Source organism: Pseudomonas sp. Y3 TE3536 (assembly GCF_053629175.1).
In genome coordinates, this window is record NZ_JBRJHU010000001.1 from 1,118,034 (window position 1) to 1,144,153 (window position 26,120).

Sequence of the window (26,120 nt, forward strand, 5' to 3'; positions counted from 1 at the left end):
TAACAATCAGCCGCGGGCTTTATCGATGATCTCGATGTACTCAGGAGCATTGCGCTGGTCGGCGATCTGTTCGATGAAGGTCTTGCCGTGCTCGTCCTTGCCATCCAGGTCCAGGCCCGCTTCGACGAAGAAGCCGACGAAACGCTCGAAGTCGTCGACACGCAGGCCACGGTAAGCCTTGACCAGCTTGTGCAGCGACGGCGAAGTCACGCCATCGGCCGGCTCGAACTGAAGGAACGACTTGATGTAGTCGTCGCTGATTTCGTCACCGATTACCTGTTTCTTGTCTTTACGCATTGCCGACTCCAACTGGACCATCACGGAATTTCGAAGGCCGGCAGTTTACCCCCCGCAGGGCGCGCGCCTCAACGCGTACGTACGGTGCCGGTGTGCAGGTCAGCCCAGATATGGCCGTTGCCGTAGGTCAGAAACTGCACGTAGAGGGTTTCGTTGCGCAGCAGGTCCATGATCACGCGGTAATCACTGACCGGGTAGTTGAGGCTCAAGGTGCGGGTTTTCTCGTCATAAACGGGCTTTTTCAAGCTTTTGCCGGCTTCACCATCGAATGTCAGCAGCACCTGGGCGATGGTGGCGCCCTTGCTCAGCGGCTTGCCCTTTAGGCGCATTTGCAACGATGCGGTGATGGGGATTGGTTGCTGGTCGGACTGGCGCTGGGCACCGACCACCACTGCATAATCGGTCACTTGCAGCAGTTGCTGACCGGTCGGCGCTTCCTGGCGCAGGGACAGGTCGTCAGGCGGCAGAAACTGGCTGTGCAGCGGTGCGGCACAGATCGGCAGGCTGACCGCCAGCAGGAGGGGAAGAATCGCACGCATGTGAGGCTCCTTGAATGAAGGCGCACTCTAGCATGGCCTGCACTGGCTCTTGTAGGAGCGGCCTTGCGTCGCGAAAGGGCTGCGCAGCAGCCCTACGATTTATGCTTCACAGCTGAAATTGCCGGGGCTGCTGCGCAGCCCTTTCGCGACGCAAGGCCGCTCCTACCGTTGAGCCCGCATGCATACCATTATTGGCAATATCAATCGAATTGGGCGCGCATCCAGGCCTGGTACTCGGCCACGCCGGCCTCGCCTTCACGCGGCGCCCAGTGGGCATGCTCGCCCTCGCCCACTGGCCGGTACGGCCCGGCCTTGCACTCGAAAAGGATGCTGTCCGGCTCCAGTACCACCAACCCGTGGTAGGTACCGGGCGCCAGGTCTACACCCAGGCAGTCGCCGCCGGCCTGCAGAACCCGCTTTTCAGTCACCGCACCGTGCTCATCGAAGATCAGCAGGCCAAGGCGCCCCTTGAGCACGATCAGTGCTTCGGCCTTGTCCTCGCTCAGGTGCCGATGGGGTGGGATGTAGGTCGTCGGCTGCAGCCCGACTGCCATGCGGTGGCAAGGCTCTTCCATCTCATGGAAGTTATGGTGCTGCCGCCCGCGAGGGTTGGCGGCAGCCTTCTGCGCCAGCTCGGCGAACAGCGATTGGTCGATGAACGCGGGCTGGCGCATGGTTACAGCCCCTTGACGGCGAAGATGCCGTTAGCGTTACGCCAGTAGCCCTTGTAGTCCATGCCATAGCCGAAGATGTAGCGATCGACGCAGGGCAGGCCGACGTAGTTGGCTTTAAGGTCCGGGCTGGCTTTGCGGTCGTGGTCCTTGTCGATCAGCACTGCAGTGTGCACCGAGCGCGCACCGGCGTGCTTGCAGAACTCGATGATGGCGCTGAGGGTGTGGCCTTCGTCGAGGATGTCGTCGACGATCAGCACGTCACGGTCGATGAACGAGACTTCTGGCTTGGCTTTCCAGAACAACTCGCCGCCGCTGGTCTGGTTGCGGTAGCGGGTGGCGTGCAGGTACGACGCTTCCAGCGGGAACTGCAGGTGGGTCAGCAGCTTGCCCGAGAAGATAAGGCCGCCGTTCATCACGCAGAAGACCACCGGGTTCTTGTCATGCAGGTCTTTGCAGATCTGCTCGCCGACCTTGGCGATGGCCGCTTCGACTTCGGCTTCGGTGTACAGACAGTCTGCTTCGCGCATGACTTGACGGATGTGCTCGAGATCGGCGGGCATTGCGCTCTCCAGGGGGGGTATTTTGGAAAAGCGGGCAAAGGTACGCATCCGCTCGCCACAGATCAAGCATTTATGGACTAACGTCCAAAAGGACTACACGACAGCACAGGCTGAATAGATTAATCTAGCGCGGTTTTTTTGCCCGCCTTTCGGAGCCCCCCCTATGCCCACTCGTGAGATCCGCCATCCGCTGATCCGCCACAAGCTCGGCCTCATGCGCCGTGCCGACATCAGCACCAAGAATTTTCGCGAACTTGCCCAGGAAGTCGGCGCGCTTCTGACCTATGAAGCCACCCAGGACCTGCCACTGGAAACCTACGAGATCGACGGGTGGTGTGGCAAGGTGCAGGTCGAAAAAATCGCCGGCAAAAAGATTACCGTCGTCCCGATCCTGCGCGCCGGCATCGGCATGCTCGACGGCGTGCTCAGCCTGATTCCGGGTGCCAAGGTCAGTGCCGTCGGCGTCGCGCGCAACGAAGAAACCCTCGAAGCTCACACCTACCTGGAAAAGCTCGCGCCGGACATCAACCAGCGCCTGGCCCTGATCATCGACCCGATGCTGGCCACCGGCGCCTCGATGGTCGCCACCATCGACCTGCTGAAAAAAGCGGGCTGCAAAGAGATTCGCGCCATGGTGCTGGTCGCCGCACCCGAAGGCATCAATGTGGTGGAAAAAGCCCACCCGGATGTGCAGATCTACACCGCTTCGATCGACCAGCGCCTGAACGAGCACGGCTACATCGTGCCGGGCTTGGGTGATGCCGGCGACAAGATCTTCGGCACCAAGCAAAAGGACGCCTGACCATGCAGGACGGCTTCAACGACCCGCTTTGGCGCCAGGTCGTTTCGGGCGCGCAGATGCTCTTCGTGGCATTTGGCGCGCTGGTGCTGATGCCACTGATCACCGGCCTCGACCCGAACGTCGCGCTGTTCACCGCCGGTATCGGCACGCTGCTGTTCCAGCTGGTCACCGGCCGTCAGGTCCCGGTGTTCCTGGCATCCAGCTTTGCCTTCATCACCCCGATCATCCTTGCCAAGGGCCAGTTCGGCCTGGCCGAAACCATGGGCGGCGTAATGGCCGCAGGCTTCGTCTACACCTTCATGGGGCTGATGGTAAAAATCAAAGGCACCGGTTTCATCGACCGCATGCTGCCGCCTGTGGTGATTGGCCCAGTGATCATCTCGATTGGCCTGGCCATGGCGCCCATCGCTGCCAACATGGCCATGGGCAAGGGCGGTGACGGTGCTGCGCTGATGCCTTACAAGACCGCCATGCTGATCTCGATGCCGGCACTGCTGACCACCTTGATCGTCGCGGTCTTCGGCAAGGGTATCTTCCGCCTGGTGCCGATCATCTCCGGCGTGCTGGTGGGCTTTGCCCTGGCGTTTGCCTTTGGCGTGGTCGACACGGCCAAGATTGCCGCTGCACCGTGGTTGGAGATCCCCAACTTCACCGCGCCGGCGTTCAACTGGCAGGCCATCCTGTTCATCGTGCCGGTAGCCCTGGCACCGGCGATCGAGCACATCGGTGGGGTGATTGCGGTGGGCAGCGTCACCGGGCGCGACTACCTGAAAAAGCCTGGCTTGCACCGCACCCTGCTGGGTGACGGCCTGGCGACCACGGCTGCCGGCCTGTTCGGTGGCCCACCCAACACCACCTACGCCGAAGTGACCGGCGCGGTGATGCTGACCAAGAACTACAACCCGAAGATCATGACCTGGGCGGCGGTGTTTGCTATTACCCTGGCCTTCATCGGCAAGTTCGGCGCGCTGCTGCAGAGCATTCCGGTACCGGTCATGGGCGGCATTCTGTGCCTGCTGTTCGGCTCGATTGCGGCGGTGGGCATGAACACCATGATCCGCCACAAGATCGACCTGGCCGAGGCGCGCAACCTGGTGATCGTTTCGGTGACCCTGGTGTTCGGTATTGGCGGCGTGTTGATCGGCAGCGGTGACGGCCCGGACGACTGGGGCCTGAAGGGCATCGCCCTGTGCGCCGTGGTGGCCATTGCCCTGAACCTGATCCTGCCGGGCAATGATGGCTGGAAGAACAAGAAGCTGGATGATCAGCTGCCTTGAGTGACACGGGCTCCTGCCACAAAACGCCTCTCCTGTAGGAGCAGCCTTGTGCTGCGAAGAGGCCGGTGACAACACATCAATCTTCTGTGTCATCACCGGCCTCTTTGCAGCACAAGGCCGCCCCCACAAGGGCGGACTCATTCAGGCCTTTTCGCACATCCCCGCCAGCACCTTCACCCACTCCGGGTGATCATTCAGGCACGGCACTAGCAGCAATTCCTCGCCCCCGGCTTCGATGAACTGTTCTTTGCCGCGATCGCCGATCTCTTCCAGCGTCTCGATGCAATCGGCAACGAACGCCGGGCACATCACCAGCAGCTTCTTCACCCCCGCCTTGGCCAACTCGTCCAGCCGCGTCTCGGTATAGGGTTCGATCCACTTGGCGCGCCCCAGGCGCGACTGGAACGACACTGACCACTTGCCATCCGGTATGCCCATTTTCTGCGCAAAGGCCTTGGCCGTGGCCAAACACTGCCCGCGATAACACACGGCGCGCATTTCGGCACTGGCGTCCTTGCAGCAATCGGCCGCCTGAAAATCATGCTTACCGGTGGGGTCGAGCTTTTTCAGGTGCCGCTCCGGCAGCCCATGAAAACTCAGCAACAGGTGGTCGTAATCCTGCTGCAGGTAAGGCTTGGCGCTGGCCACCAACGCCTCGATGTACTCGGGATGGTCGTAAAACGGCTGTAGCACGCGCATCTGCAACGGCAACTGGCGCTCGCTGACCGTCTGTTTGGCCAACGCCACCACGGTGGTCACCGTACTGTCGGCGAACTGTGGATAAAGCGGTGCCAAGGTGACCTTGCGCACGCCCTGAGCTGCCAGGCGCTCCAGCACTTCGGGCAACGCCGGCTGGCCGTAGCGCATGGCGATTTCCACCGGGCCATGGGGCCAGTGCTCGACCATCGCAGCCTGCAGGCGGCGGGTCAGCACCACCAGTGGCGAGCCTTCGTCCCACCAGATCGACGCGTAGGCGTGCGCCGACTGTTCCGGGCGCTTGATCAGAATCAACGACACCAGCAAGCGCCGCACCGGCCAAGGCAGGTCGATCACGTACGGGTCCATCAGGAACTGGTTGAGGTAACGGCGCACATCGGCCACCGAAGTGGAGGCCGGGGACCCCAGGTTAACCAGCAGCAGGGCGTGATCGGTCATGCAGCGTCCTATGTCAGAGGCGGCTGGACAAGTCGTCCAGGGCCGATTGCAGATCGTTGAAACGGAAAGTGAAACCTGCCGCCAGCAAGCGCACCGGGCGCGCCCGCTGGCCGCCGAGCAGCAGCGTCGACAGCTCGCCGAGCCCTGCCTTCAGCAAAAGCGCAGGCACAGGCAGCAGCGCCGGCCGGTGCATCGCACGGCCCAGCCGCCTGGCGAACTCACGGTTGCGCACAGGCTCTGGGGCGCAGGCATTATAAGGACCGCTGGTGTCCTTATGCTGCAAGAGAAAATCAATCAGGGCGACCTGGTCGTCTATATGGATCCACGGCATCCACTGCCGACCATCGCCCAACGGCCCGCCCAGCCCGAGCTTGAAGGGCAACCGCAGGCGCGACAAAAAGCCGCCATCGCTGGCCAGTACCAACCCGGTGCGTACCAGCACCACGCGGATGCCTTGAGCTTGCGAACGCTGGGCTGTTTCTTCCCAGGCGATACACAACTGGCTGGCAAAATCTTCGCGCACCGGCTGGGACGCCTCGGTGAGTTCACGCTCACCGCCGTCCCCATACCAACCCACCGCAGAACCGGAAATCAACACCTCAGGGCGCTGCTCACGCGCACCCAGCCATGCCAGCAGTTGCTCAGTGAGCGTGATACGGCTGGCCCACAACAGGTTGCGCCGGGCTCCGGTCCAGGGCCGGTCGGCGATCGGCGCACCCGCCAGGTTGATGACCGCGTCGAGGTGATCGTCCGCTTGCAGTTCGTCCAACTGGGCGATACCGCGCACCCCGCTACCGCACAGTTTGGGCACCTGCTCCGGTCGGCGGCTCCAGACCGTGAGGCGATGGCCCTGGCCGAGCCAGAACTGGCACAGGTGCTGGCCAATCAAGCCAGTGCCGCCTGTCAGCAATATATGCATGGCTGTGTCCTCGCAGAATGCGGCTGTGGTCTATTTTTAAGATCAAGGCACTTTTTTGACCCGACGCTCTCGGATAAACATAGGCCAACCTGCTCTATAAAGCGGAATAACCTTATACAAAAGTTGTGCATTGTACAGGTTTGCCTGACAGCGTAGTCTGCTCACAGCAAGGTTTGAAGAGGCCATCATGACAGTACCTATTGCCATCATCGGTGCCGGTATCGCCGGTCTGTCCGCCGCCCAGGCGCTGCAAAAGGCCGGGCAATCCGTGCACCTGTTCGACAAAGGCCACGGCAGTGGCGGGCGCATGGCCAGCAAGCGCAGCGAGGCCGGCGCGCTGGATCTGGGCGCCCAGTACTTCACTGCCCGTGATCGGCGCTTCGTCGAACAGGTCCAGCAATGGGTAGCCGCCGGTTGGGCCGAGCAGTGGAAGCCGCAGCTGTACAACTACCGCGATGGCGAACTCACCCCCTCCCCAGACGAGCAAACACGCTGGGTCGGCGTGCCCCGCATGAGCGCCATTACCCGTGGCCTGCTCAAGGATGTGACCGTCAACTTTGGCTGCCGCATTGCTGAAGTGTTCCGCGGCAAACAGTACTGGCACCTGCAAGACACCGAAGGCTGCAGCCACGGCCCATTCAGCCGCGTGGTAATCGCCGTGCCGGCGCCACAGGCCACGCCGCTGCTGGCCTCGACCCCCAAACTCGCTGCGGTGGCCGCAGGCGTGCAGATGGAGCCCACCTGGGCGGTTGCCCTGGGCTTCCAGACCCCACTGGACACCCCGATGCAAGGCTGCTTCGTGCAGGACAACCCGCTCGACTGGCTGGCCCGCAACCGCAGCAAGCCAGGGCGGGACGAGCACCTCGATACCTGGGTGCTGCATGCCACGTCGAACTGGAGCCGGCAGCACATCGACCTGTCGAAGGAAGAGGTGATCGAGCAGTTGTGGGGCGAGTTCGCCGAACTGGTCGGCTGCGTGGTACCGGCCCCCACCTTCGCCCTCGCCCACCGCTGGTTGTATGCACGCCCCACCAGCAACCACGAGTGGGGCGCCTTGGCCGATGCCGATCAAGGCCTGTATGCCTGTGGCGACTGGTGCTTGTCCGGGCGTGTCGAAGGCGCGTGGCTGAGCGGCCAGGAAGCGGCCCGACGGCTGCTGGAACACCTCGACTGAGCGGGCGCTGAACCTGTACAAAAAAACTTGTTTGCATAACTCCGTAGCTGTGCTGGAATAAACTTGTACAAATTTGATTTCACGTACAGGTTTTCCGGAGACAGCCATGCAAGCCGCCACCGCCCACAGCAAGCCTCGCATCGCGATCAGCGCCTGCCTGACCGGCCACAGTGTGCGCTACAACGGCGGGCACAAGGCCTCCGACCTGTGCCGCACACAACTGGAAGCGCATTTCGAATGGGTGCCCGTTTGCCCAGAAGTGGCTATCGGCCTCGGCATTCCACGCGATCCTATCCGCCTGGTCGGCAACCCTGAGCAACCCGAAGTGGTCGGCACCCGCAACCCCGGCATGGACCTGACCGGCCCGCTGCGCACCTATGGCGAGCAGATGGCCGGCGAGCTCGATGATATCTGCGGCTACATCTTCATGCAGAAATCGCCCTCCTGCGGCCTGGAACGGGTCAAGGTCTACCAGGACAACGGCCACCCCGCCTTCCATGGCGGCCGCGGCGTGTACGCCCAGGCCTTCTGCAGCCTGCGCCCGGACCTGCCGGTGGAAGAGGAAGGCCGCCTGCACGATGCCGTGCTGCGCGAAAACTTCATCAGCCGCGTGTACGCCTATGCCGATTGGCAGCGCCTGTTGGCCGAAGGCCTCAGCCGCGGCGCGCTGGTGCGCTTTCATGCGCGCTACAAGTACCTGTTGATGGCCAACAACCCCCAAGCCTACCGCACGCTGGGGCGGCTGCTCGGCACCATGAGCCGCGATGACGACCCACAGGAGATCGGGCCACGTTACTTCAGCGAGCTGATGCAAGCGCTGCGTCGCTGTGCCAGCCGTGGCACGCACTGCAACGTGCTGCAGCACCTGAGTGGCTACTTCAAAGATGCCCTGACCGCACAGGACAAAGCCGAATTGCAAACCCTCATCAGCCAGTACCAACAAGGCGTGGTGCCGCTGGTCGTGCCTCTGACCCTGCTCAAGCATCACCTGCGCAAACACCCAGACCCTTACCTGATGCAGCAAGCCTACCTGCAACCACACCCCGAAAGCCTGGGGCTTCGTAATGCCGTCTGAAAGCCTGCTGCCTATCGGCGAACTCGCCCGCCGCACCGGCGTCAACCCCGTCACCCTGCGTGCCTGGGAGCGTCGATACGGCCTGCTCAAGCCGCAACGCACCGCTAAAGGGCACCGGTTGTATTCCATCGAGCAGGTCGAACGGGTCGAAGCGATCCTGGCCTGGCTGCAGCGCGGCGCGTCGGTGGGCCAGGTGCGTGAGCTGCTCGACAAACCCACCAGCAGCGCCCCGCAAAGCGACTGGCAGGCCCGGCAGGCGCAGTTGATCGAGGCCATCGCCAACCTCTCGCAACGCGCACTCGACCAGCAACTCAACCAGGCCATGGCGCTGTACCCCGCCATCACCCTGTGCGAGCAACTGCTGCTGCCCCTGCTCGACAGCCTGGAGCTGCGCTGGCGCAACTATTTCAATGCCCGGCTTGAACAGGTGTTTTTCCATACCTGGCTGCGCAGCAAGCTCGGCGCCCGGGTGTACCACGACAACCAACTGCTACAAGGCCCAGCGGTGCTGCTGGCCGAAGACAGCGAGCAGGCGTTCGACCCCGCCTTGTGGCTATGCGCCTGGCTATTGAGCAGCAATGGCATCCCTGTCGAAGTGCTGGAACAGCCGGTTGGCGGCCCGCAGTTGCAACGGGCGATCGCCGCACTGCAGCCGCGCGCCCTCCTGCTGCACCTGGGGCCACGCATCGACAGCAAAGCCTTGCAGCGCCTGCTGCAAGGCATACCTGGGCCAAAACTGCTGGGCGGCGCCACGCTCGCCCTGCATGAGGCCCACTTGAACGCCCTCGACCTTCCCGAGCTCTTCCTGTTCGATACCCCGCAGTCGGCATTGCGCGTGCTTCAAGGCAATGGCCGCCGGCCTGTAGAGATGAATGCACCATGCAACTGATCTGGCTGCGCAGCGACCTGCGCATCGACGACAACACCGCCTTGAGCGCAGCCTGCGAACGCGGCCCGACCCTAGCCCTGTGGCTGGTCAGCCCCGGCCAGTGGCAGGCGCATGACGACGCTGCCTGCAAAGTCGACTTCTGGCTGCGCAACCTGCGCACGCTGCGTCAGTCGCTGGAGGCCCTCAACATTCCGTTGCTGATCCGCACCATCGATACGTGGGATCAAGCGCCACAGGCCGTGTTGGACGCCTGCCGTCAGCACCGGGTCGAGGGCGTGCATTGGAACGACGAGTACGGCATCAACGAAGAGCGCCGCGACCAGGCTACGCGGGCACTGCTGGAACAGTCAGCGATCCAGGCGCACAGCTACCTCGACCAGTTGTTCTTCCGCCCAGGCACGGTCCTCACCCGCAGTGGTGACTACTTCCAGGTCTTCAGCCAGTTCAAGAAAAACTGCCTCGAACACTTGCACCGCAGCCTCCCGGCGTTAGCCCCTCGGGTTAAACCGCAGTCGCCCCTGAAGATCGCCAGCGACCCCATACCCGAGCAAATAGAGGGCTTCGACACACCGCCGCGCACCTTGAGCGACCACTGGCCAGCAGGGGAAGCCGAGGCGCAGAGCCGCCTGACGCGCTTTCTTGATGAGGCGATTGACGACTACCATCACCTGCGCGACCTCCCCGCCAAGCCGGGCACCAGCCAGCTCTCGGCTTATCTGGCCGCTGGGGTGATCTCGCCCCGGCAATGCCTGCATGGCGCCCTCGCCTGCAACCGAGGCGAGTTCGACAGCGGCAGCACGGGCGTCCAAACCTGGATTAACGAGCTGCTGTGGCGGGAGTTCTACAAGCACATCCTGACGGGTTATCCACAGGTCTCGCGGCACCGCGCCTTCCGCACCCAGACCGAAGCCTTGCCATGGCGCGATGCGCCTGAAGACCTCGCGGCCTGGGAACAGGGGCGCACCGGCTTCCCGATCATCGATGCCGCCATGCGCCAGTTGCTGGACACCGGGTGGATGCACAACCGCCTGCGCATGATCGTCGCCATGTTTCTCAGCAAGAACCTGCTGATCGACTGGCGCAAAGGCGAGCGGCACTTCATGCGCCACTTGATAGACGGTGACCTGGCGGCCAACAACGGTGGCTGGCAATGGAGCGCGTCCACCGGGACCGATGCAGTGCCCTACTTCCGCATCTTCAACCCGGTTTCGCAGTCTCAGCGCTTCGACCCGCAAGGGCGATTCATTCGCCACTGGGTACCAGAATTGCAGGGCCTGGATGAGAAAGCCATTCATCAGCCCGTGAAGGTCGCGGATCTTTTTGCTACTAATTCGTATCACAATCCAATAGTCGATCTCGGCAGCAGTCGCCAGCGTGCATTGGAGGCCTTCAAAGGCCTTCCGCGCCGGCAGGATCAGGGGGCAGTATCGTGAACAGCGCTCGTAGTTTCTGGGTAACAGGGGCCAGTAACGGATTAGGGCTGGCATTGGTTGAGCGGTTACTCGAGCAAGGGCATCGGGTGGCCGCCAGTGGCAGGGAATGTGAAGCGCTGGATATGCTGGGCGAACGTTTCGCCCCGCAGTTGGTGCGGCTGCCGGGGGAGTTGCAGGTACTGGAACAGGCGGATGCAGCCAGTACATTGTTGTTGAATACTTGGGGTTCGGTGGATTGCCTGATCATCAATGCCGGCACCAGTGACTACCTTGCCGACGACGTGCCCGATGACGAGCTGTTCGAGGCGATCGCCAGCAGCAACTTGCTGGCCAGCGAACATTGCCTGACCAGTGCCTTGCCGCTGCTGACGAAGGGTGATGCACCTCAGGTAATGGCCATCCTCAATCGCTACTCGGCCTCGCAGCTGTTTGCACCCACCCAGGTTGCCAGCGGCTTCAACAGCACTGCGCAGTGGTTTCGCGAGCAACGCCAAGTACTGGAAAAGCTACAGATCAGCTTGACGGTCGTGGGGCCACAATCGTTGAAAACACCCGTGACAACGGCGCAAGCGATACCCGAGGCCTGGACGCCTGAAAGCGCTGCCGAGGAACTGTTGCGACGGTTGCCGCAACGCGAGCCGGAATTGGTACTGGAGACGCTGGACCTGAGCAGCTTGTGGCCATTGCGGCCCTGATCTTGTAGGAGCAGCCTTGTGCTGCGAAGAGGCCAGTGAAATCACAAAGAATCTCGGCTGCTATCACCGGCCTCTTCGCAGCGCAAGGCTGCTCCTACAAGGGTGCGGGGTAGCTTAGAGCGCCATGCGGTAATGCAGGCTGTAGCGCTCTACACCGTCCAGCATTGGAAGACGCCAGGTACTGGAAACGCTGGACCTGTAGGAGCAGCCTTGTGCTGCGAAGAGGCCGGTGAGACCACAAAGAATCTCTGCTGCTATTACCGGCCTCTTCGCAGCGCAAGGCTGCTCCTACAAGGGTGCGGGATAGCTTAGAGCGCCATGCGGTAATGCAGGCTGTAGCTCTCTACACCGTCCAGCATTGGAAGACGCCAGGTACCGAAAACGCTGGACCTGTAGGAGCAGCCTTGTGCTGCGAAGAGGCCGGTGAGACCACAAAGAATCTCTGCTGCTATTACCGGCCTCTTCGCAGCGCAAGGCTGCTCCTACAACGGTGCGGGATAGCTTAGAGCGCCATGCGGTAATGCAGGCTGTAGCTCTCTACACCGTCTAGCATTGGAAGACGCCAGGTACAGGAAACGCTGGACCTGTAGGAGCAGCCTTGTGCTGCGAAGAGGCCGGTGAGACCACAAAGAATCTCTGCTGCTATTACCGGCCTCTTCGCAGCGCAAGGCTGCTCCTACAAGGGTGCGGGTTAGCTTAGAGCGCCATGCGGTAATGCAGGCTGTAGCTCTCTACACCGTCTAGCATTGGAAGACGCCAGGTACAGGAAACGCTGGACCTGTAGGAGCAGCCTTGTGCTGCGAAGAGGCCGGTGAGACCACAAAGAATCTCTGCTGCTATTACCGGCCTCTTCGCAGCGCAAGGCTGCTCCTACAACGGTGCGGGCCAGCTTAGAGCGCCATGCGGTAATGCAGGCTGTAGCGGTCTACACCGTCCAGCATTGGAAGACGCCAGGTACCGGAAACGCTGGAATTGTAGGAGCAGCCTTGTGCTGCGAAGAGGCCGGTGAGACCACAAAGAATCTCTGCTGCTATTACCGGCCTCTTCGCAGCGCAAGGCTGCTCCTACAAGGGTGCGGGGTAGCTAGAGCGCCATGCGGTAATGCAGGCTGTAGCTCTCTACACCGTCCAGCATTGGAAGACGCAAGGTACAGGAAACGCTGGACCTGTAGGAGCAGCCTTGTGCTGCGAAGAGGCCGGTGAGACCACAAAGAATCTCTGCTGCTATTACCGGCCTCTTCGCAGCGCAAGGCTGCTCCTACAACGGTGCGGGATAGCTTAGAGCGCCATGCGGTAATGCAGGCTGTAGCTCTCTACACCGTCGTTAGGTTGCTTGATGCCAGCATTGGAATAGTGAATGGCCCGTACACCAATTTCATGCCCGCCCGCAAAGCGCAGTCCAAAACCGATTCGGTCTTCGAACTGGAACGCCGAGCCCAGTTCATTGCTTTCAAGCTCAGTGCTGGAAAAGGCCGCGACGCCAATACCGGCCTCGATATAGGGCTTTACCGAATCCCCCGCAAACTCATAAACGAATACCGGCGCGAACGACAGGCTGTGGTTGCTCGCGGTCTTGTCGCCATCCCAGTAGGTGTAAGCCCCATCCCAATACCCGATCAGGCGGCCAACGCTGGTCTGCCACCAGCTCGCGTCCCAGTTCGATTGCAGACCCAGCCGGTAGACCATGGTCGAGTCCCCCGTCTGCCCCACCGAAAATGAAACATCGGCCGCCTGCGCCGACACTGCTTGCCCCAAGGTAAAGACGGCAGCCGCCGCCAAGCCGAGCAGTTTCCTCATAAGAAACATCCTTCTTCCTAATGCTGTTGTTAGTGTTCGCCTCGTGTCAGGCAAATCGGTAGAAATCGGCAGTGGTACGATAGTTCAGCTGATTTTCACGTTTTTTTCACAACGTAAAGCGTTGCACACTGTCGGACTTCTGCCACAGCAACGGTAGGATTTTTCTCAGGGATTGTGGGTCGGCACTGGTCCAGAAGCGGGTATCCACTGCCGGGCCCTCAGCCAGCAGGTCGCTGGCGCTCAACAGACGCTGCAATTGACGCGCCACGGCGGCGCCGGTATCGATGATGGCTACGTCCGCCGGCACCATGTCGGCCAGCAGCGTGCGCAGGAAGGGGTAATGCGTGCAACCCAGGATCAGCGTGTCGCAGCCAGCCGCCAGCAGCGGCTGCACGTAGCCGAGCAACAACTGGCGCAAGGCCGGGCTGCTCAGGTCGCCAGTTTCGATCCGCTCGACCAGGCCGGGGCAAGGCTGGGTGACCACGCGCACATCGCTGGCGAAGCGGTCGAGCAACGCCGCGAACTTGGCGCTCTGCAAGGTGCCGGTCGTGGCCAGCACGCCGACCACGCCGGAGCGGGTGGCTGCAGCAGCCGGCTTTACCGCTGGCTCCATGCCCACCAGCGGCCATTGCGGGTACAGCTCGCGCAGGTCGGCAACGGCCGCCACTGTCGCGGTATTACAGGCCAGGACAAAGGCCTTGGCGCCCTGCTGCTGGAAGAACTCGGCAATACGCCGGCAGCGCTGGCGGATGTAATCCGCCGACTTTTCACCGTAAGGCACGTGCCCGCAATCGGCCACATACAGCAGTGATTCGTTAGGCAGCAGGCGCTGGATCTCGGCCAGTACCGACAAACCGCCGACCCCCGAATCCATTACGCCAATCGGCGCCGAACGCTCAGCCATCGCGCTTGCCACAGACCGCGCAAGCCGGGTCGCGCTTGACCCGCAGCTCACGAATGCGCGTGCCGAGGGCATCGATCAGCAACAGGCGGCCCACCAGCGGCTCGCCGAACCCAGCCAAGAGTTTCATGGCTTCCAGGGCCTGCAGGCTACCTACCAGCCCCACCAGCGGGCCGATTACACCGGCTTCGCTGCAGGTCAGTTCAGCCTCGCTGCCATGGCCATACAGGCAGTGGTAGCAAGGGCTGTAGTCACGCCGCGGGTCGAACACCGACAGCTGGCCTTCGAGGCGGATCGCCGCGCCACTGACCAGCGGTTTACCGGCAGCAACGCACGCAGCGTTGACCGCCTCGCGGGTAGAAAAGTTGTCGGAGCAGTCCAGCACCAGGTCGACCGCCGCCACCGCAGCGGCCAGCGAGTCCTCGTCCAACGCCTGGCGATGAGCGACCAGGCTGATCTCTGGGTTGATCGCCTCCAGGCGCTGCAGCGCCGAGTCCACCTTGCTCATGCCGACGCTGGCGCTGTCGTGGATCACCTGGCGTTGCAGGTTGGTCAGGTCAACGGTGTCGAAGTCCGCCAGGTGCAGCTCACCCACGCCCGCCGCTGCCAGGTACAGCGCGACAGGCGAGCCCAAGCCACCGAGGCCGACGATCAGGGCCTTGCTCTGCTTGAGCCGCAGTTGGCCGTCGATATCGATCTGCGCCAGCAAGACCTGCCGGCTGTAGCGCAACAGTTCCTGATCACTCAGCATGGCAGGCGCCCCAGGGTAATGCGTTCATGGCGGCCCAGGTCCGTGCGGCTGGCCACCTCGCTAAAGCCGTGTTCAGCCAGCAAGGCACGCACCGCTGCGGCCTGATCGTAGCCGTGCTCCAACAACAACCAGCCACCTGGCAGCAGGTGACGTGGCGCCTGGGCGGCAATCACGCGCAGGTCGTCCAGGCCATCGGTGCCCGCCACCAGCGCGCTGCTGGGCTCGAAGCGCACGTCGCCGGCGACCAGGTGCGGGTCTTCACTGGCGATATACGGCGGGTTGCTGACAATCAGGTCAAAGCGCGCATCGCCCAGGCCATCGAACCAGTGGCTGACACGCACCTGGACGTTAGCCAGCCCCAGGCGTTGGCGATTACGCTCGGCCAACGCGACCGCCGCCTCCACCCGGTCTACCGCTGTCACCTGCCAGGCCGGGCGATCGCCGGCCAACGCCAGGGCAATGGCCCCCGTCCCGGTGCCCAGGTCGAGTACCTTGGCCGGGGTTGCTGGCTGAAGCTCCAGGGCAGTCTCGACCAGCAGCTCGGTGTCCGGACGCGGGATCAGTGTATGTGGTGCCACTTCCAGGTCGATGTTCCAGAACCCTTGCTGCCCAAGGATATAGGCGACCGGCTCGCCACTACGGCGGCGCTGCAGGTAACCGGCGTAGGTGTCGGCCGCTTCGCTGCTGACGATGCGCTCGGGCCAGGTATGCAGGTAGCTGCGCGACTTGCCGATGGCCGCAGCCAGCAACAGTTCGGCATCCAGCCGCTCGGTGGGCGATTCGGGCAACTGCGCATTGCGCAGCAAGCTGGCGATGATGGTCATCAGTCCCCCAGGGCGGCCAGTTGATCGGCCTGGTATTCGGCCAACAGCGGTTCGATCACGGCGTCTACGCCACCGGCGAGGATGTCGTCCAGCGAATACAAGGTCAGGTTGATGCGGTGATCGGTGACCCGGCCCTGTGGATAATTGTAGGTGCGGATACGCTCGGAGCGGTCACCGGAGCCCACCAGCAGCTTGCGCTCACTGGCAATGGCGTTCTGCGCGGCACTGGTCTGCATGTCGTTGAGCTTGGCCGACAGCCAGGACATGGCGCGGGCGCGGTTTTTGTGCTGCGAACGTTCTTCCTGGCACTCGACCACCATACCGGTGGGCAAGTGGGTGATGCGCACCGCCGAGTCGGTCTTGTTGATGTGCTGGCCGCCGGCGCCGGAGGCGCGGTAGGTGTCCACGCGCAAGTCGGCCGGGTTGATCTCGATCGCGGCCTGCTCGTCGGGCTCGGGCAGCACCGCCACGGTGCACGCCGAGGTGTGGATACGGCCTTGGGACTCAGTTTCCGGCACGCGCTGCACGCGGTGTGCGCCCGATTCGAACTTGAGCTTGCCGTACACGCTTTCGCCTTCGACGCGGGCAATGATTTCCTTGTAGCCGCCGTGTTCGCCTTCGTTCTCGGAAAGAATCTCCAAGCGCCAGCCACGCTTCTCGGCATAGCGCGAATACATGCGGAACAAGTCGCCCGAGAAGATCGCCGCCTCGTCGCCACCGGTGCCGGCGCGGATTTCGAGGAACACGTTGCGCCCATCGTTAGGGTCCTTGGGCAGCAGCATGCGTTGCAGCTGGGCTTCCAGCGTCAGCAATTGCTCCTTGGCTTCGCGCACTTCTTCCACGGCCATTTCACGCATGTCCGGGTCGCTGTCCTTGAGCAGCGCCTGGGCGCCTTCGAGGTCGTCCTGGACTTTGCGCCACGCTTGATAGGCAGCGTAGACCGGCTCGACTTCGGCGTATTCGCGGGAATAGGCGCGGAAACGCGTCTGGTCGGAGATGACTTCAGCGTCACCGAGCAGTGCGGTCAGTTCTTCGAAGCGGTCCTGGATGATATCCAGTTTGTTCAGCAGCGACGCTTTCATTGCGAGGATTTGTCCGTCGAGCCCTCGTTGAGGGCAAAGAGTTCCTGGGCCATGGCCAGCGCATCGAGGCGGCCCTCGGCCGAGAGCTTTTTCAGCTGCACACTGGGGGCGTGCAGGAGTTTGTTGGTCAGGCCCCGGGCCAGTTGGGCCAGCACGTCTTCGGGGTTGCCGCCGTTGGCCAGCAGACGCTGGGCTTTTTGCAGTTCTTCATCCCGAAGCCGCTCGCTTTGCTGGCGGTAGGCCTTGAGCACGTCCACCGCAGCCAGCTCGCGCAGGCGCACCATGAAGTCTTCGGCGCCCACCGACACCAGCTCTTCGGCGGCCTGGGCAGCGCCCTGGCGGCTCTTGAGGTTTTCTGCGACCACATCGTGCAGGTCATCGACGGTGTAGAGGTAAACGTCGTCGAGTTCGCCGACTTCGGGCTCGATGTCACGCGGGACGGCGATGTCGACCATGAAGATCGGCTTGTGCCGGCGTTGCTTCAGCGCGCTCTCGACCGCGCCCTTGCCGAGGATCGGCAACTGGCTGGCGGTGGAGCTGATGACGATGTCGCTGTTGGCCAGCTCTTGCGGGATGTCGGCCAGCAGCACGGCATGGGCGCCAAACTGCTCGGCCAGGGTACTGGCGCGCTCCAGGGTCCGGTTGGCCACGACGATACGCCGCACGCCTTGCTCGTGAAGGTGGCGGGCGACCAGGGTGATGGTCTCGCCGGCGCCAATCAGCAGCGCCTGGCTGCGCCCCAGGTCACTGAAGATCTGCCGCGCCAGGCTCACCGCGGCGAACGCCACCGAGACCGGGTTCTCGCCGATCGCGGTGTCGGTGCGCACCTGCTTGGCGGCACTGAAGGTGGCCTGGAACAGGCGCCCGAGCAGCGGGCCGACAGTGCCGGCCTCACGCGCCACGGCGTAGGCAGACTTCATCTGGCCGAGGATCTGCGGCTCGCCAAGCACCAGCGAGTCAAGGCCCGAGGCCACGCGCATCATGTGCCGCACAGCGTCGTGCTCTTCATGGATGTAGGCGCTGGCGCGCAGTTCATCCAGGCTCAGGCGGTGATAATCGGCCAGCCAATGCAGCACCGCGTCGGCAGACAAGTGGTCCTGCTCTATATAAAGCTCGCTACGGTTGCAAGTCGACAGGATCGCCGCTTCACGGCTGGCGGTCAGTCGGCAGAGCTGCTGCAGGGCGTCCACCAGCTGCTCTGGGGTAAACGCCACGCGCTCGCGTACGTCTACCGAGGCAGTCTTATGGTTGATACCAAGTGCAAGAAAGGCCATGCAAGGTCGCTGGTTATGACGAGAAGCCGATAATTGTCCTCTTTCGCAGGTTCCAGAACAACCACCGTTCGCTATTGTCGTGATAGCGCTGGAATATCCCCTGCCAGCGCTCACCCGGAACCTGCTTGCCCCTGCCATGGTCGCAGTTAACCAAATGCTTCGCAGGTGGGTTTGCCACCGCGCTTGTGTCATCATGCTCCGACCGCCGGTGAGTCCTTTTAAGCCTTTTTATGAACAGACCCTACGCACTGCTGCTTGCCTTCGCCCTGCTCCAGGGTTGCCAGAGCCTGGCCCCGCAAAAAGCCGAGCCTCCCGTTGCCGAGGCCGGCACAGGCGAGGCCGAAAAACCCGTGGTGTACGGTTCGTTCAAGCAAGACACCCTTTATAGCCTGCTGGTCGCGGAGCTGGCCGGCCAGCGCAACCGCTTCGACATCGCCCTGGCCAACTACACCGACCAGGCCGAAAAGACCCAGGACCCTGGCGTCTCCGAGCGTGCCTACCGTATCGCCGAATACCTCGGCGCCGACGAGCCGGCCTTGGACAACGCCCTGGTCTGGGCCCGCAACGACCCAGACAACCTCGACGCCCAACGCGCCGCCGCCATCCAGCTGGCCCGTGCCGGTCGCTACGACGATGCCATGGTCTACATGGAAAAAGTCCTGCAGGGCCAGGGCGATACCCATTTCGACTTCCTCGCCCTGTCCGCCGCCGAGACCGACCAGAGCACCCGCGACGGCTTGCTGCAGAGCTTCGAACGCCTGCTGGTCAAATACCCGGACAACGGCCAACTGGTGTTCGGTAAGGCGCTGCTGCTGAACCAGGACGGCAAGACCGAAGAAGCGCTTGAGCTGCTTGAGGCGCACCCGCCGCAAGACGGCGAGATCGCCCCGGTCCTGCTGCGCGCCCGCCTGCTGCAAGCCCTCGACCGCGGCAAAGAGGCCCTGCCCCTGCTGCGCGGTGCGATCCGCGACAACCCGGATGACAAACGCCTGCGCCTGACCTACGCCCGCACCCTGGTCGAGCAGGACCGCATGGCCGATGCCAAAAGCGAGTTCATCAGCCTGGTCCAGCAGTACCCCGAAGACGATGAGCTGCGTTACTCGCTGGCCCTGGTCTGCCTGGAAAACAAAGACTGGGATGAAGCCGAAGGCTACCTGCAGGAGCTGGTCGAGCGTGACAGCAACGTCGATGCCGCCCACCTGAACCTGGGCCGCATCCGCGAAGAGCGCCACGACCCTGAAGCCGCCTTGCGCGAATACGCCCTGGTCGGCCCCGGCCCCGACTACCTGCCGGCGCAACTGCGCCAGGCCGATATCCTGATTGCCAACGGCCGCGGCAGCGAGGCCTCGCGCCTGCTCGCCGAAGCCCGCGAGGCGCAGCCGGACGTCGCTGTGCAGCTGTACCTGATCGAGTCGGAAAGCTACAGCAACAACAACAAGGATGCCCAGGCCAACCAGGTGCTGCAGCAGGCCATCCAACGCTACCCGGACGACCTCAACCTGCTGTACACCCGCGCCATGCTGGCCGAAAAGCGCGACGACCTGCCGCAGATGGAAAAAGACCTGCGCGCCATCATCGCCCGCGAACCCGAAAACGCCATGGCGCTGAACGCCCTGGGTTACACCCTGGCCGACCGCACCACCCGCTACGCCGAAGCCAAGGCGCTGATCGACAAAGCCCACCAGCTGACGCCGGACGACCCGGCCGTGCTCGACAGCCTGGGCTGGGTCGCCTACCGCCAGGGCAAACTCGACGAAGCCGAAGGCTACCTGCGCCAGGCCCTGGCGCGCTTCCCCGACCATGAAGTGGCCGCTCACCTGGGCGAAGTCCTGTGGGCCAACGGCAAGCGCCGTGAAGCCCGCCAGGTCTGGGCCAAGGCCTTCGAAGCCCAGCCCGACAGCCCTATCCTGCGCAAGACCGTACTGCGCCTGACCGGATCAGAGACCCTTTAACGCCATGTTCCTGCGCCATTTAATCACCTTCACCCTGATCGCCCTGCTCGCGGGCTGCGCCGGCTTCGGTAGCCGCGAAGCCCTGCAGGGCCAAGGCGACCCGCAGCAGTGGCGCCAGCACAAGGCGCAACTAAGCACCTTGGATGGCTGGCAGATCAACGGCAAGGTCGGCATCCGCGCCCCGCGCGATTCCGGCAGCGGCACGTTGTTTTGGCTGCAACGCCAGGACTACTACGACATCCGCCTGGCTGGCCCATTGGGCCGTGGCGCCGCCCGCCTGACCGGCCGCCCCGGTGGCGTGGTGCTGGAAGTGGCCAACCAGGGCCGCTACGAAGCGACCAGCCCCGAGGCCCTGCTGGAAGAACAACTGGGCTGGCAACTGCCGGTTTCCCACCTGGTCTGGTGGGTGCGTGGCCTGCCCGCGCCCGACAGCAAGAGCAAGCTGACCCTGGACGGCGACAGCCGCCTGGCCAGCCTCGACCAGGATGGCTGGCAGGTCCAGTACCTGAGTTACACCGAACAGAATGGCTACTGGCTGCCCGAGCGCCTGAAACTGCACGGCAAGGACCTCGACGTGACCCTGGTGGTCAAGGATTGGCAGCCACGCCAGCTGGGGCACTGATCGATGAACACGCTCACCCTGCCGGCCCCGGCCAAGCTCAACCTGTGGCTGCACATCATCGGCCGCCGCCCGGACGGTTACCACGAGCTGGAAACCGTCTTCCAGTTCCTCGACCACGCCGACGAATTGACCTTCGCCCTGCGTGAAGACGGCGTAATCCGCCTGCACACCGACATCGAGGCGGTGCCCCACGACAGCAACCTGATCGTACGTGCCGCACGCAAACTGCAAGCGCAATCCGGCACAACGCTTGGCGCCGACATCTGGCTGACCAAGGTTTTGCCCATGGGCGGTGGCATCGGTGGCGGCAGCTCGGATGCCGCGACCACCCTGCTGGCGCTGGCGCACTTATGGCAACTGGGCTGGGATGAAGACCGCCTGGCGGCCCTGGGCCTGAGCCTGGGCGCCGACGTGCCGGTATTCGTTCGCGGCCACGCGGCATTCGCCCAGGGTGTCGGCGAACAACTGACCCCGGTCGACCCCGACGAACCCTGGTATGTCGTGCTGGTGCCGCAAGTGTCTGTCAGTACTGTAGAAATTTTTTCACATCCGCAGTTGACACGTGATTCCCTCCCCCTTAAGATGCGCCCCGTTCCCGAGGGAAACAGTCGAAATGACTGCCAACGGGTGGTTGAGCAGCGTTATCCAGAAGTTCGAAACGCATTGAATTCTCTGGGTAAATTCACCGAAGCTCGGCTAACCGGAACTGGAAGTTGTGTGTTTGGGGCCTTCCCAAGCAAAGCCGAAGCTGATAAAGTTCTGGCCCTTCTTTCAGCGACCCAAACAGGGTTTGTGGCGAAAGGAAGCAATATTTCGATGTTGCATCGCAAGCTGCAAAGTCTGGTCAAGAAGTCGAGTGCATAGCGCTCGCAGCAACAGATACAGGGGCGTCGCCAAGCGGTAAGGCAGCAGGTTTTGATCCTGCCATGCGTTGGTTCGAATCCAGCCGCCCCTGCCATTTTCCTTATACTCATCCAGGTATACCCTCAGCCTTCAGGTACTGCGCGTGTCCAAGATGATGGTCTTTACGGGGAACGCTAACCCCGATCTGGCTCGGCGTGTCGTACGTCAGCTGCATATCCCTCTCGGTGACGTCTCTGTCGGTAAATTCTCCGACGGCGAGATCAGCACTGAGATCAATGAAAATGTCCGCGGTAAAGACGTCTTCATTATTCAGCCGACCTGTGCCCCGACCAACGATAACCTGATGGAACTGGTAGTGATGGCCGACGCCTTCCGCCGCTCCTCAGCATCCCGAATCACCGCCGTGATTCCTTACTTCGGATACGCCCGCCAGGACCGCCGTCCGCGTTCGGCACGTGTTGCTATCAGCGCCAAAGTCGTCGCTGACATGCTCACTGTCGTAGGTATCGACCGTGTACTCACCGTCGACCTGCACGCTGACCAGATCCAGGGTTTCTTCGATATTCCTGTCGACAACATTTACGGCTCGCCCGTATTGGTCGACGATATCGAAGACCAGCGTTTCGAGAACCTGATGATCGTCTCTCCGGACATCGGTGGTGTCGTGCGCGCACGCGCCGTCGCCAAGTCCCTGGGTGTCGATCTGGGTATCATCGATAAACGCCGCGAAAAGGCTAACCACTCCGAGGTTATGCACATCATCGGCGACGTCGAAGGGCGCACTTGCATCCTGGTAGACGACATGGTCGACACCGCCGGCACCCTGTGCCACGCGGCCAAAGCCCTGAAAGAACACGGCGCTGCCAAGGTTTACGCCTACTGCACGCACCCTGTCCTGTCGGGCCGCGCGATCGAGAACATCGAGAAGTCGGTACTGGACGAGCTGGTGGTGACCAACACCGTTCCGCTGTCCGCCGCTGCTCAAGCCTGTGACCGTATCCGCCAGTTGGATATCGCACCGGTTGTCGCTGAAGCGGTACGCCGCATCAGCAATGAAGAATCGATCAGTGCGATGTTCCGCTAAGCGGAACACGTGTTGATGTGAAGCGCCCCGCCCCAGCATGTGTTGGGGCGGGGCTTTTTTGCCCACCCCGTTTGGCGCTGGTCGCAAACGCCTGCGGGAGATGGCTATTTTGGAGAAGCAAAATGACTGATTTCATCCTGAACGCCCAAAAGCGTACTGACCTGGGGAAAGGTGCGAGCCGCCGCCTGCGTCACTCGCTGAGCATCCCTGCCGTTGTCTACGGTGGCGGTAAAGACGCCGAGTCCCTGACCATCGTGTCGAAGGAAATCGCCAAACTGTTCGAAAACGAAGCTGCCTACAGCCACGTGATCGAGCTGAACGTTGACGGCGTCAAGCAAAACGTCATCGTCAAGGCCATGCAGCGCCACCCAGCCAAGCAATTCATCATGCACGCTGACTTCGTTCGCGTCGTTGCTGGCCAGAAGCTGACCGCCAAGGTTCCGGTTCACTTCATCGGCGAAGAAGCCCCGATCAAGAAAGGCGGCGAGATCTCGCACGTTGTTTCCGAGATCGAAGTTTCTTGCGAAGCCAAAGACCTGCCTGAGTTCATCGAAGTTGACCTGGCCAACGCCGAAGTCGGCAGCATCATCCACCTGTCGGACCTGAAAGCTCCGAAAGGCGTAGAGTTCGTCGCTCTGGCCCACGGTGATGACAAAGCTGTTGCCAACGTTCACGCGCCACGCGTTGCTCCAGAAGCTGAAGGCGCTGCCGAGTAATCCACTCGCACGCCGGTGTTGATCGGGTTACAGTGCCCCGCGCCCTGTAACCCACCAACTCCAAGGAAGAGCCCCTGACGTGACCGCCATCCAGTTGATCGTTGGCCTGGGTAACCCCGGCCCCGAATACGAACAGACCCGGCATAACGCAGGGGCTCTTTTCGTTGAACGCATTGCCAGCGCCCAGCGCGTCTCCTTGACCGCTGACCGCAAGTATTTCGGCCTGACGGCTAAATTCAGCCATCAGGGCAACGACGTTCGTCTGCTCATTCCCACCACCTACATGAACCGTAGCGGCCAGTCCGTGGCGGCCTTGGCCAATTTCTTCCGCATCAAGCCGGAAGCGATCCTGGTGGCGCATGACGAACTCGACCTGCCTCCAGGCGTCGCCAAGCTCAAACGCGGCGGCGGCCATGGTGGGCACAACGGCCTGCGCGACATCATCGCGCAGCTCGGCAACCAGAACGACTTCCACCGCCTGCGGCTTGGCATTGGCCACCCGGGTGACGCCAAACTGGTCTCCAACTTCGTCCTGGGCCGCGCGCCGCGCGCCGAGCAGGAGAAGCTCGATGCCAGCATCGATTTTGCCCTCGGCGTGCTGCCAGATGTCCTCGCTGGCGATTTCGCCAAGGCGATGCGCGAACTGCACAGCCAGAAGGCCTGATTTCCTAGAGAGGGAATACCCATGGGTTTCAATTGCGGCATCGTCGGCCTGCCCAACGTCGGCAAGTCCACCCTGTTCAACGCCCTGACCAAGTCTGGCATCGCGGCGGAGAACTTCCCTTTCTGCACCATCGAGCCGAACAGCGGCATCGTGCCGATGCCCGACGCGCGCCTGGCTGCACTGGCGGAAATCGTCAAGCCTAACCGCATCCTGCCGACCACCATGGAATTCGTCGACATCGCAGGCCTGGTGGCGGGCGCTTCGAAGGGTGAAGGCCTGGGCAACAAGTTCCTCGCCAACATCCGCGAGACCGATGCCATCGCCCACGTGGTGCGCTGCTTCGAAGACGAGAACGTGATTCACGTTTCCAACAGCGTCGACCCCAAGCGTGACATCGAGATCATCGACCTCGAGCTGATCTTCGCCGACCTCGACAGCTGCGAGAAGCAACTGCAGAAGGTTGCCCGCAACGCCAAGGGCGGCGACAAGGAAGCCCTGGCGCAAAAGGCCATCCTGGAAAAGCTGATCCCGCACTTCACCGAAGGCAAGCCAGCGCGCAGCCTGATGAAGCACATGGCTGACGACGAAAAGGCCGTCATCCGTGGCTTCCACCTGCTGACCAGCAAGCCGGTGATGTACATCGCCAACGTCGCTGAAGACGGCTTCGACAACAACCCGCACCTGGACGTAGTCCGTGCCATCGCCGAAGAAGAAGGCGCGGTCGTGGTGCCGGTCTGCAACAAGATCGAAGCCGAAATCGCCGAGCTGGACGACGGTGAAGAGAAAGACATGTTCCTCGAGGCCCTGGGCCTGGAAGAGCCTGGCCTGAACCGCGTGATCCGTGCCGGTTACGAGCTGCTGAACCTGCAGACCTACTTCACTGCCGGTGTGCAGGAAGTCCGCGCCTGGACCGTCCGCGTCGGCGCCACCGCGCCACAGGCCGCCGGCGTGATCCACACCGACTTCGAAAAAGGCTTCATCCGCGCCGAAGTGGTAGCGTATGACGACTTCATCCAGTTCAAGGGTGAAAGCGGCGCCAAGGAAGCCGGTAAATGGCGCCTGGAAGGTAAAGACTACATCGTCAAAGACGGTGATGTGATGCACTTCCGCTTCAACGTCTGATGGGAGCCGTGGGATTCCACGGTACTTGAAAGACTTCAAAACCCCCGTGATCGCTAAGCGACACGGGGGTTTTGTACTTAAGGGTATGAGCCTTCCCTGCTTGCAAGGTTATGGGTTATCACGTGATGAAAAAAGCCTTGATCCTATTCCACTGTTAGTGGACTATAGGCCTGCGTTTATACGTAAACCAAAGGGTGGTTACAGGGATCTTCGGATCGCACCCCGTTGCTGGGAAACCAGCTCGCCGAGCGCGACGTGAGAACGACCTGCCCCGTCGAAGCATGCATCGACGGCTGAGAATCCCTCCTCGAGAGGGATTCGCCGTTTCTGGGCCCTTCATTTCTTCCTAGGGTAGCGATTGCGGACCTCTTTGGGGAACTGGCCGTTCGGTTTTTTCAGGGTATCGACCGCGATCTTGAAAATGCTGAAACCTTTTTTCCTGATCGGAATACCCGGCGAACCTTCACCCAACCTTGCAAAGTAGGCGCTGGTGACGTGTATCCGCAGTACCCTGTTTTCGCGAAAGATGGCCATGCAGATCTTGAACGGTTCCACCTCGCCGCTGGCGTTATTCATGACGTCTATTGTGAAAAAGCTCTCTCCCTGAGTCAGGAACACCGTCGCGCTGGCCAGTTTTTCGAGCATTCCCCGGAGGCACTTGGACGTTTCATAGCGCTCTATGCAGATGAATCGGCTTTCACGACCATCAGCGTACTTCAGTGGAATGTTCCGCTCAGTATCGTCTTTGGTGAAGCAATGAAGGCCGTAGGTGACTACGAAGCGGATTGGATCCTTGCCATCTTGTTTTTGCAAGAAGACTTCGTGACAGTCCAGGTGATTAAGGTCATAGGACGTTCCAGCATGTTCAAACGATTCCCAGCGCTGGATAGCGTCGACGTGAAATTTTGCCAAGCTCAGTCCCCGAGCGCGCGTTAATCGCCCGACTTTACACGAGGATGGGGAGTTGTCAGGCAACCTG

27 protein-coding genes and 1 tRNA gene are annotated in these 26,120 nt (G+C 62.1%); 15 read left to right on the forward strand and 13 right to left on the reverse strand.

The window, feature by feature from the left end; translation table 11 throughout:
• Positions 1 to 6 precede the first annotated feature (6 nt).
• From AB7M33_RS05015 to AB7M33_RS05030, 4 genes are all read right to left on the reverse strand, one after another.
• A complete protein-coding gene (locus tag AB7M33_RS05015; RefSeq protein WP_454242520.1) occupies positions 7 to 297 on the reverse strand; it encodes a PA4642 family protein in 291 nt (96 codons plus the stop codon).
• Positions 298 to 365: 68 nt separating this feature from the next.
• On the reverse strand, positions 366 to 836 hold the full coding sequence (locus AB7M33_RS05020; protein ID WP_027594458.1) for a hypothetical protein: 471 nt from the start codon (positions 834 to 836) through the stop codon (positions 366 to 368).
• A gap of 200 nt (positions 837 to 1,036) precedes the next feature.
• Positions 1,037 to 1,510, reverse strand: a complete 474-nt coding sequence (locus tag AB7M33_RS05025) for a WbuC family cupin fold metalloprotein (RefSeq protein ID WP_454242521.1) — start codon at positions 1,508 to 1,510, stop codon at positions 1,037 to 1,039.
• Between the two features lie 2 nt (positions 1,511 to 1,512).
• Positions 1,513 to 2,070, reverse strand: coding sequence for a hypoxanthine-guanine phosphoribosyltransferase (locus AB7M33_RS05030; protein WP_027594460.1), 558 nt, complete (start codon positions 2,068 to 2,070; stop codon positions 1,513 to 1,515).
• A 163-nt stretch (positions 2,071 to 2,233) separates the two neighbouring features.
• Here AB7M33_RS05030 and upp point away from each other — a divergent pair, with 163 nt between their 5' ends.
• Positions 2,234 to 2,872, forward strand: coding sequence for a uracil phosphoribosyltransferase (gene upp, locus AB7M33_RS05035; protein WP_027594461.1), 639 nt, complete (start codon positions 2,234 to 2,236; stop codon positions 2,870 to 2,872).
• 2 nt (positions 2,873 to 2,874) lie between these two features.
• Complete coding sequence (locus AB7M33_RS05040) at positions 2,875 to 4,149, forward strand: uracil-xanthine permease family protein (RefSeq protein ID WP_027594462.1); 1,275 nt, start codon at positions 2,875 to 2,877, stop codon at positions 4,147 to 4,149.
• A 141-nt stretch (positions 4,150 to 4,290) separates the two neighbouring features.
• Here the strand turns inward: AB7M33_RS05040 and hemH are convergent, their stop codons facing one another.
• Together hemH and AB7M33_RS05050 are read right to left on the reverse strand one after the other, a co-directional pair.
• Complete coding sequence (hemH, locus tag AB7M33_RS05045; RefSeq protein WP_099428319.1) at positions 4,291 to 5,304, reverse strand: ferrochelatase; 1,014 nt, start codon at positions 5,302 to 5,304, stop codon at positions 4,291 to 4,293.
• Positions 5,305 to 5,317: 13 nt separating this feature from the next.
• Positions 5,318 to 6,223 (reverse strand): TIGR01777 family oxidoreductase, encoded by a 906-nt coding sequence (locus AB7M33_RS05050; RefSeq protein WP_027594464.1) that lies wholly within the window; start codon positions 6,221 to 6,223, stop codon positions 5,318 to 5,320.
• A 187-nt stretch (positions 6,224 to 6,410) separates the two neighbouring features.
• Between AB7M33_RS05050 and AB7M33_RS05055 the strand changes: the two genes are divergently transcribed.
• The 5 genes from AB7M33_RS05055 to AB7M33_RS05075 all read left to right on the forward strand — a co-directional run bounded on the left by AB7M33_RS05055 (position 6,411) and on the right by AB7M33_RS05075 (position 11,489).
• Positions 6,411 to 7,397 carry an NAD(P)/FAD-dependent oxidoreductase gene (locus AB7M33_RS05055; RefSeq protein ID WP_099428317.1) on the forward strand — a complete coding sequence of 329 codons (987 nt, stop codon included), beginning with the start codon at positions 6,411 to 6,413 and terminating at the stop codon, positions 7,395 to 7,397.
• 106 nt (positions 7,398 to 7,503) lie between these two features.
• Complete coding sequence (locus tag AB7M33_RS05060; protein WP_186681741.1) at positions 7,504 to 8,472, forward strand: YbgA family protein; 969 nt, start codon at positions 7,504 to 7,506, stop codon at positions 8,470 to 8,472.
• Positions 8,462 to 9,361: a MerR family transcriptional regulator gene (locus AB7M33_RS05065; protein WP_252826680.1), complete on the forward strand. Its 900-nt coding sequence runs from the start codon at positions 8,462 to 8,464 to the stop codon at positions 9,359 to 9,361. Before AB7M33_RS05060 ends, AB7M33_RS05065 begins: the two co-directional genes overlap by 11 nt.
• The gene (gene phrB, locus AB7M33_RS05070) at positions 9,352 to 10,794 is read left to right on the forward strand and encodes a deoxyribodipyrimidine photo-lyase (RefSeq protein ID WP_454242522.1); all 1,443 of its coding nucleotides are present in this window, start codon (positions 9,352 to 9,354) and stop codon (positions 10,792 to 10,794) included. The genes AB7M33_RS05065 and phrB overlap by 10 nt, the downstream gene beginning before the upstream one ends.
• Positions 10,791 to 11,489, forward strand: a complete 699-nt coding sequence (locus AB7M33_RS05075; RefSeq protein ID WP_454242523.1) for an SDR family NAD(P)-dependent oxidoreductase — start codon at positions 10,791 to 10,793, stop codon at positions 11,487 to 11,489. The genes phrB and AB7M33_RS05075 overlap by 4 nt, the downstream gene beginning before the upstream one ends.
• A 1,277-nt stretch (positions 11,490 to 12,766) precedes the next feature.
• On the opposite strand, the gene AB7M33_RS05080 is transcribed toward AB7M33_RS05075, so the two are convergent.
• From AB7M33_RS05080 to hemA, 6 genes are all read right to left on the reverse strand, one after another.
• Positions 12,767 to 13,285: an acyloxyacyl hydrolase gene (locus AB7M33_RS05080; RefSeq protein WP_454242524.1), complete on the reverse strand. Its 519-nt coding sequence runs from the start codon at positions 13,283 to 13,285 to the stop codon at positions 12,767 to 12,769.
• A gap of 106 nt (positions 13,286 to 13,391) precedes the next feature.
• Positions 13,392 to 14,189, reverse strand: coding sequence for a glutamate racemase (gene murI, locus AB7M33_RS05085; RefSeq protein ID WP_265969868.1), 798 nt, complete (start codon positions 14,187 to 14,189; stop codon positions 13,392 to 13,394).
• Positions 14,182 to 14,937, reverse strand: a complete 756-nt coding sequence (locus tag AB7M33_RS05090) for a molybdopterin-synthase adenylyltransferase MoeB (protein WP_027594472.1) — start codon at positions 14,935 to 14,937, stop codon at positions 14,182 to 14,184. The genes murI and AB7M33_RS05090 overlap by 8 nt, the downstream gene beginning before the upstream one ends.
• Positions 14,931 to 15,761 (reverse strand): peptide chain release factor N(5)-glutamine methyltransferase, encoded by an 831-nt coding sequence (prmC, locus tag AB7M33_RS05095; protein ID WP_085274107.1) that lies wholly within the window; start codon positions 15,759 to 15,761, stop codon positions 14,931 to 14,933. Before prmC ends, AB7M33_RS05090 begins: the two co-directional genes overlap by 7 nt.
• Positions 15,761 to 16,843: a peptide chain release factor 1 gene (prfA, locus tag AB7M33_RS05100; protein ID WP_027594474.1), complete on the reverse strand. Its 1,083-nt coding sequence runs from the start codon at positions 16,841 to 16,843 to the stop codon at positions 15,761 to 15,763. Before prfA ends, prmC begins: the two co-directional genes overlap by 1 nt.
• Entirely contained in the window at positions 16,840 to 18,117 is a 1,278-nt protein-coding gene (hemA, locus tag AB7M33_RS05105; RefSeq protein WP_027594475.1) for a glutamyl-tRNA reductase, read from the reverse strand. The genes prfA and hemA overlap by 4 nt, the downstream gene beginning before the upstream one ends.
• Before the next feature lie 230 nt (positions 18,118 to 18,347).
• Here hemA and AB7M33_RS05110 point away from each other — a divergent pair, with 230 nt between their 5' ends.
• The 8 genes from AB7M33_RS05110 (at position 18,348) to ychF (ending at position 25,141) form a co-directional block, all read left to right on the forward strand.
• Complete coding sequence (locus AB7M33_RS05110) at positions 18,348 to 20,069, forward strand: tetratricopeptide repeat protein (protein ID WP_027594476.1); 1,722 nt, start codon at positions 18,348 to 18,350, stop codon at positions 20,067 to 20,069.
• A 4-nt stretch (positions 20,070 to 20,073) separates the two neighbouring features.
• Positions 20,074 to 20,691, forward strand: coding sequence for a lipoprotein insertase outer membrane protein LolB (gene lolB / locus AB7M33_RS05115; protein ID WP_099452894.1), 618 nt, complete (start codon positions 20,074 to 20,076; stop codon positions 20,689 to 20,691).
• A gap of 3 nt (positions 20,692 to 20,694) precedes the next feature.
• Positions 20,695 to 21,555 (forward strand): 4-(cytidine 5'-diphospho)-2-C-methyl-D-erythritol kinase, encoded by an 861-nt coding sequence (gene ispE, locus AB7M33_RS05120; protein ID WP_085274109.1) that lies wholly within the window; start codon positions 20,695 to 20,697, stop codon positions 21,553 to 21,555.
• A gap of 19 nt (positions 21,556 to 21,574) precedes the next feature.
• Positions 21,575 to 21,649 (forward strand) — tRNA-Gln (locus tag AB7M33_RS05125).
• 48 nt (positions 21,650 to 21,697) lie between these two features.
• Positions 21,698 to 22,639 carry a ribose-phosphate pyrophosphokinase gene (locus AB7M33_RS05130; RefSeq protein WP_003247410.1) on the forward strand — a complete coding sequence of 314 codons (942 nt, stop codon included), beginning with the start codon at positions 21,698 to 21,700 and terminating at the stop codon, positions 22,637 to 22,639.
• A gap of 122 nt (positions 22,640 to 22,761) precedes the next feature.
• Entirely contained in the window at positions 22,762 to 23,355 is a 594-nt protein-coding gene (locus AB7M33_RS05135) for a 50S ribosomal protein L25/general stress protein Ctc (RefSeq protein ID WP_027594479.1), read from the forward strand.
• 79 nt (positions 23,356 to 23,434) lie between these two features.
• Positions 23,435 to 24,019 (forward strand): aminoacyl-tRNA hydrolase, encoded by a 585-nt coding sequence (pth, locus tag AB7M33_RS05140; RefSeq protein WP_008099045.1) that lies wholly within the window; start codon positions 23,435 to 23,437, stop codon positions 24,017 to 24,019.
• A gap of 21 nt (positions 24,020 to 24,040) precedes the next feature.
• Positions 24,041 to 25,141 (forward strand): redox-regulated ATPase YchF, encoded by a 1,101-nt coding sequence (gene ychF, locus AB7M33_RS05145; RefSeq protein WP_027594480.1) that lies wholly within the window; start codon positions 24,041 to 24,043, stop codon positions 25,139 to 25,141.
• Positions 25,142 to 25,477: 336 nt separating this feature from the next.
• Here the strand turns inward: ychF and AB7M33_RS05150 are convergent, their stop codons facing one another.
• Positions 25,478 to 26,053 (reverse strand): hypothetical protein, encoded by a 576-nt coding sequence (locus AB7M33_RS05150; RefSeq protein WP_186681716.1) that lies wholly within the window; start codon positions 26,051 to 26,053, stop codon positions 25,478 to 25,480.
• Positions 26,054 to 26,120 lie beyond the last annotated feature (67 nt).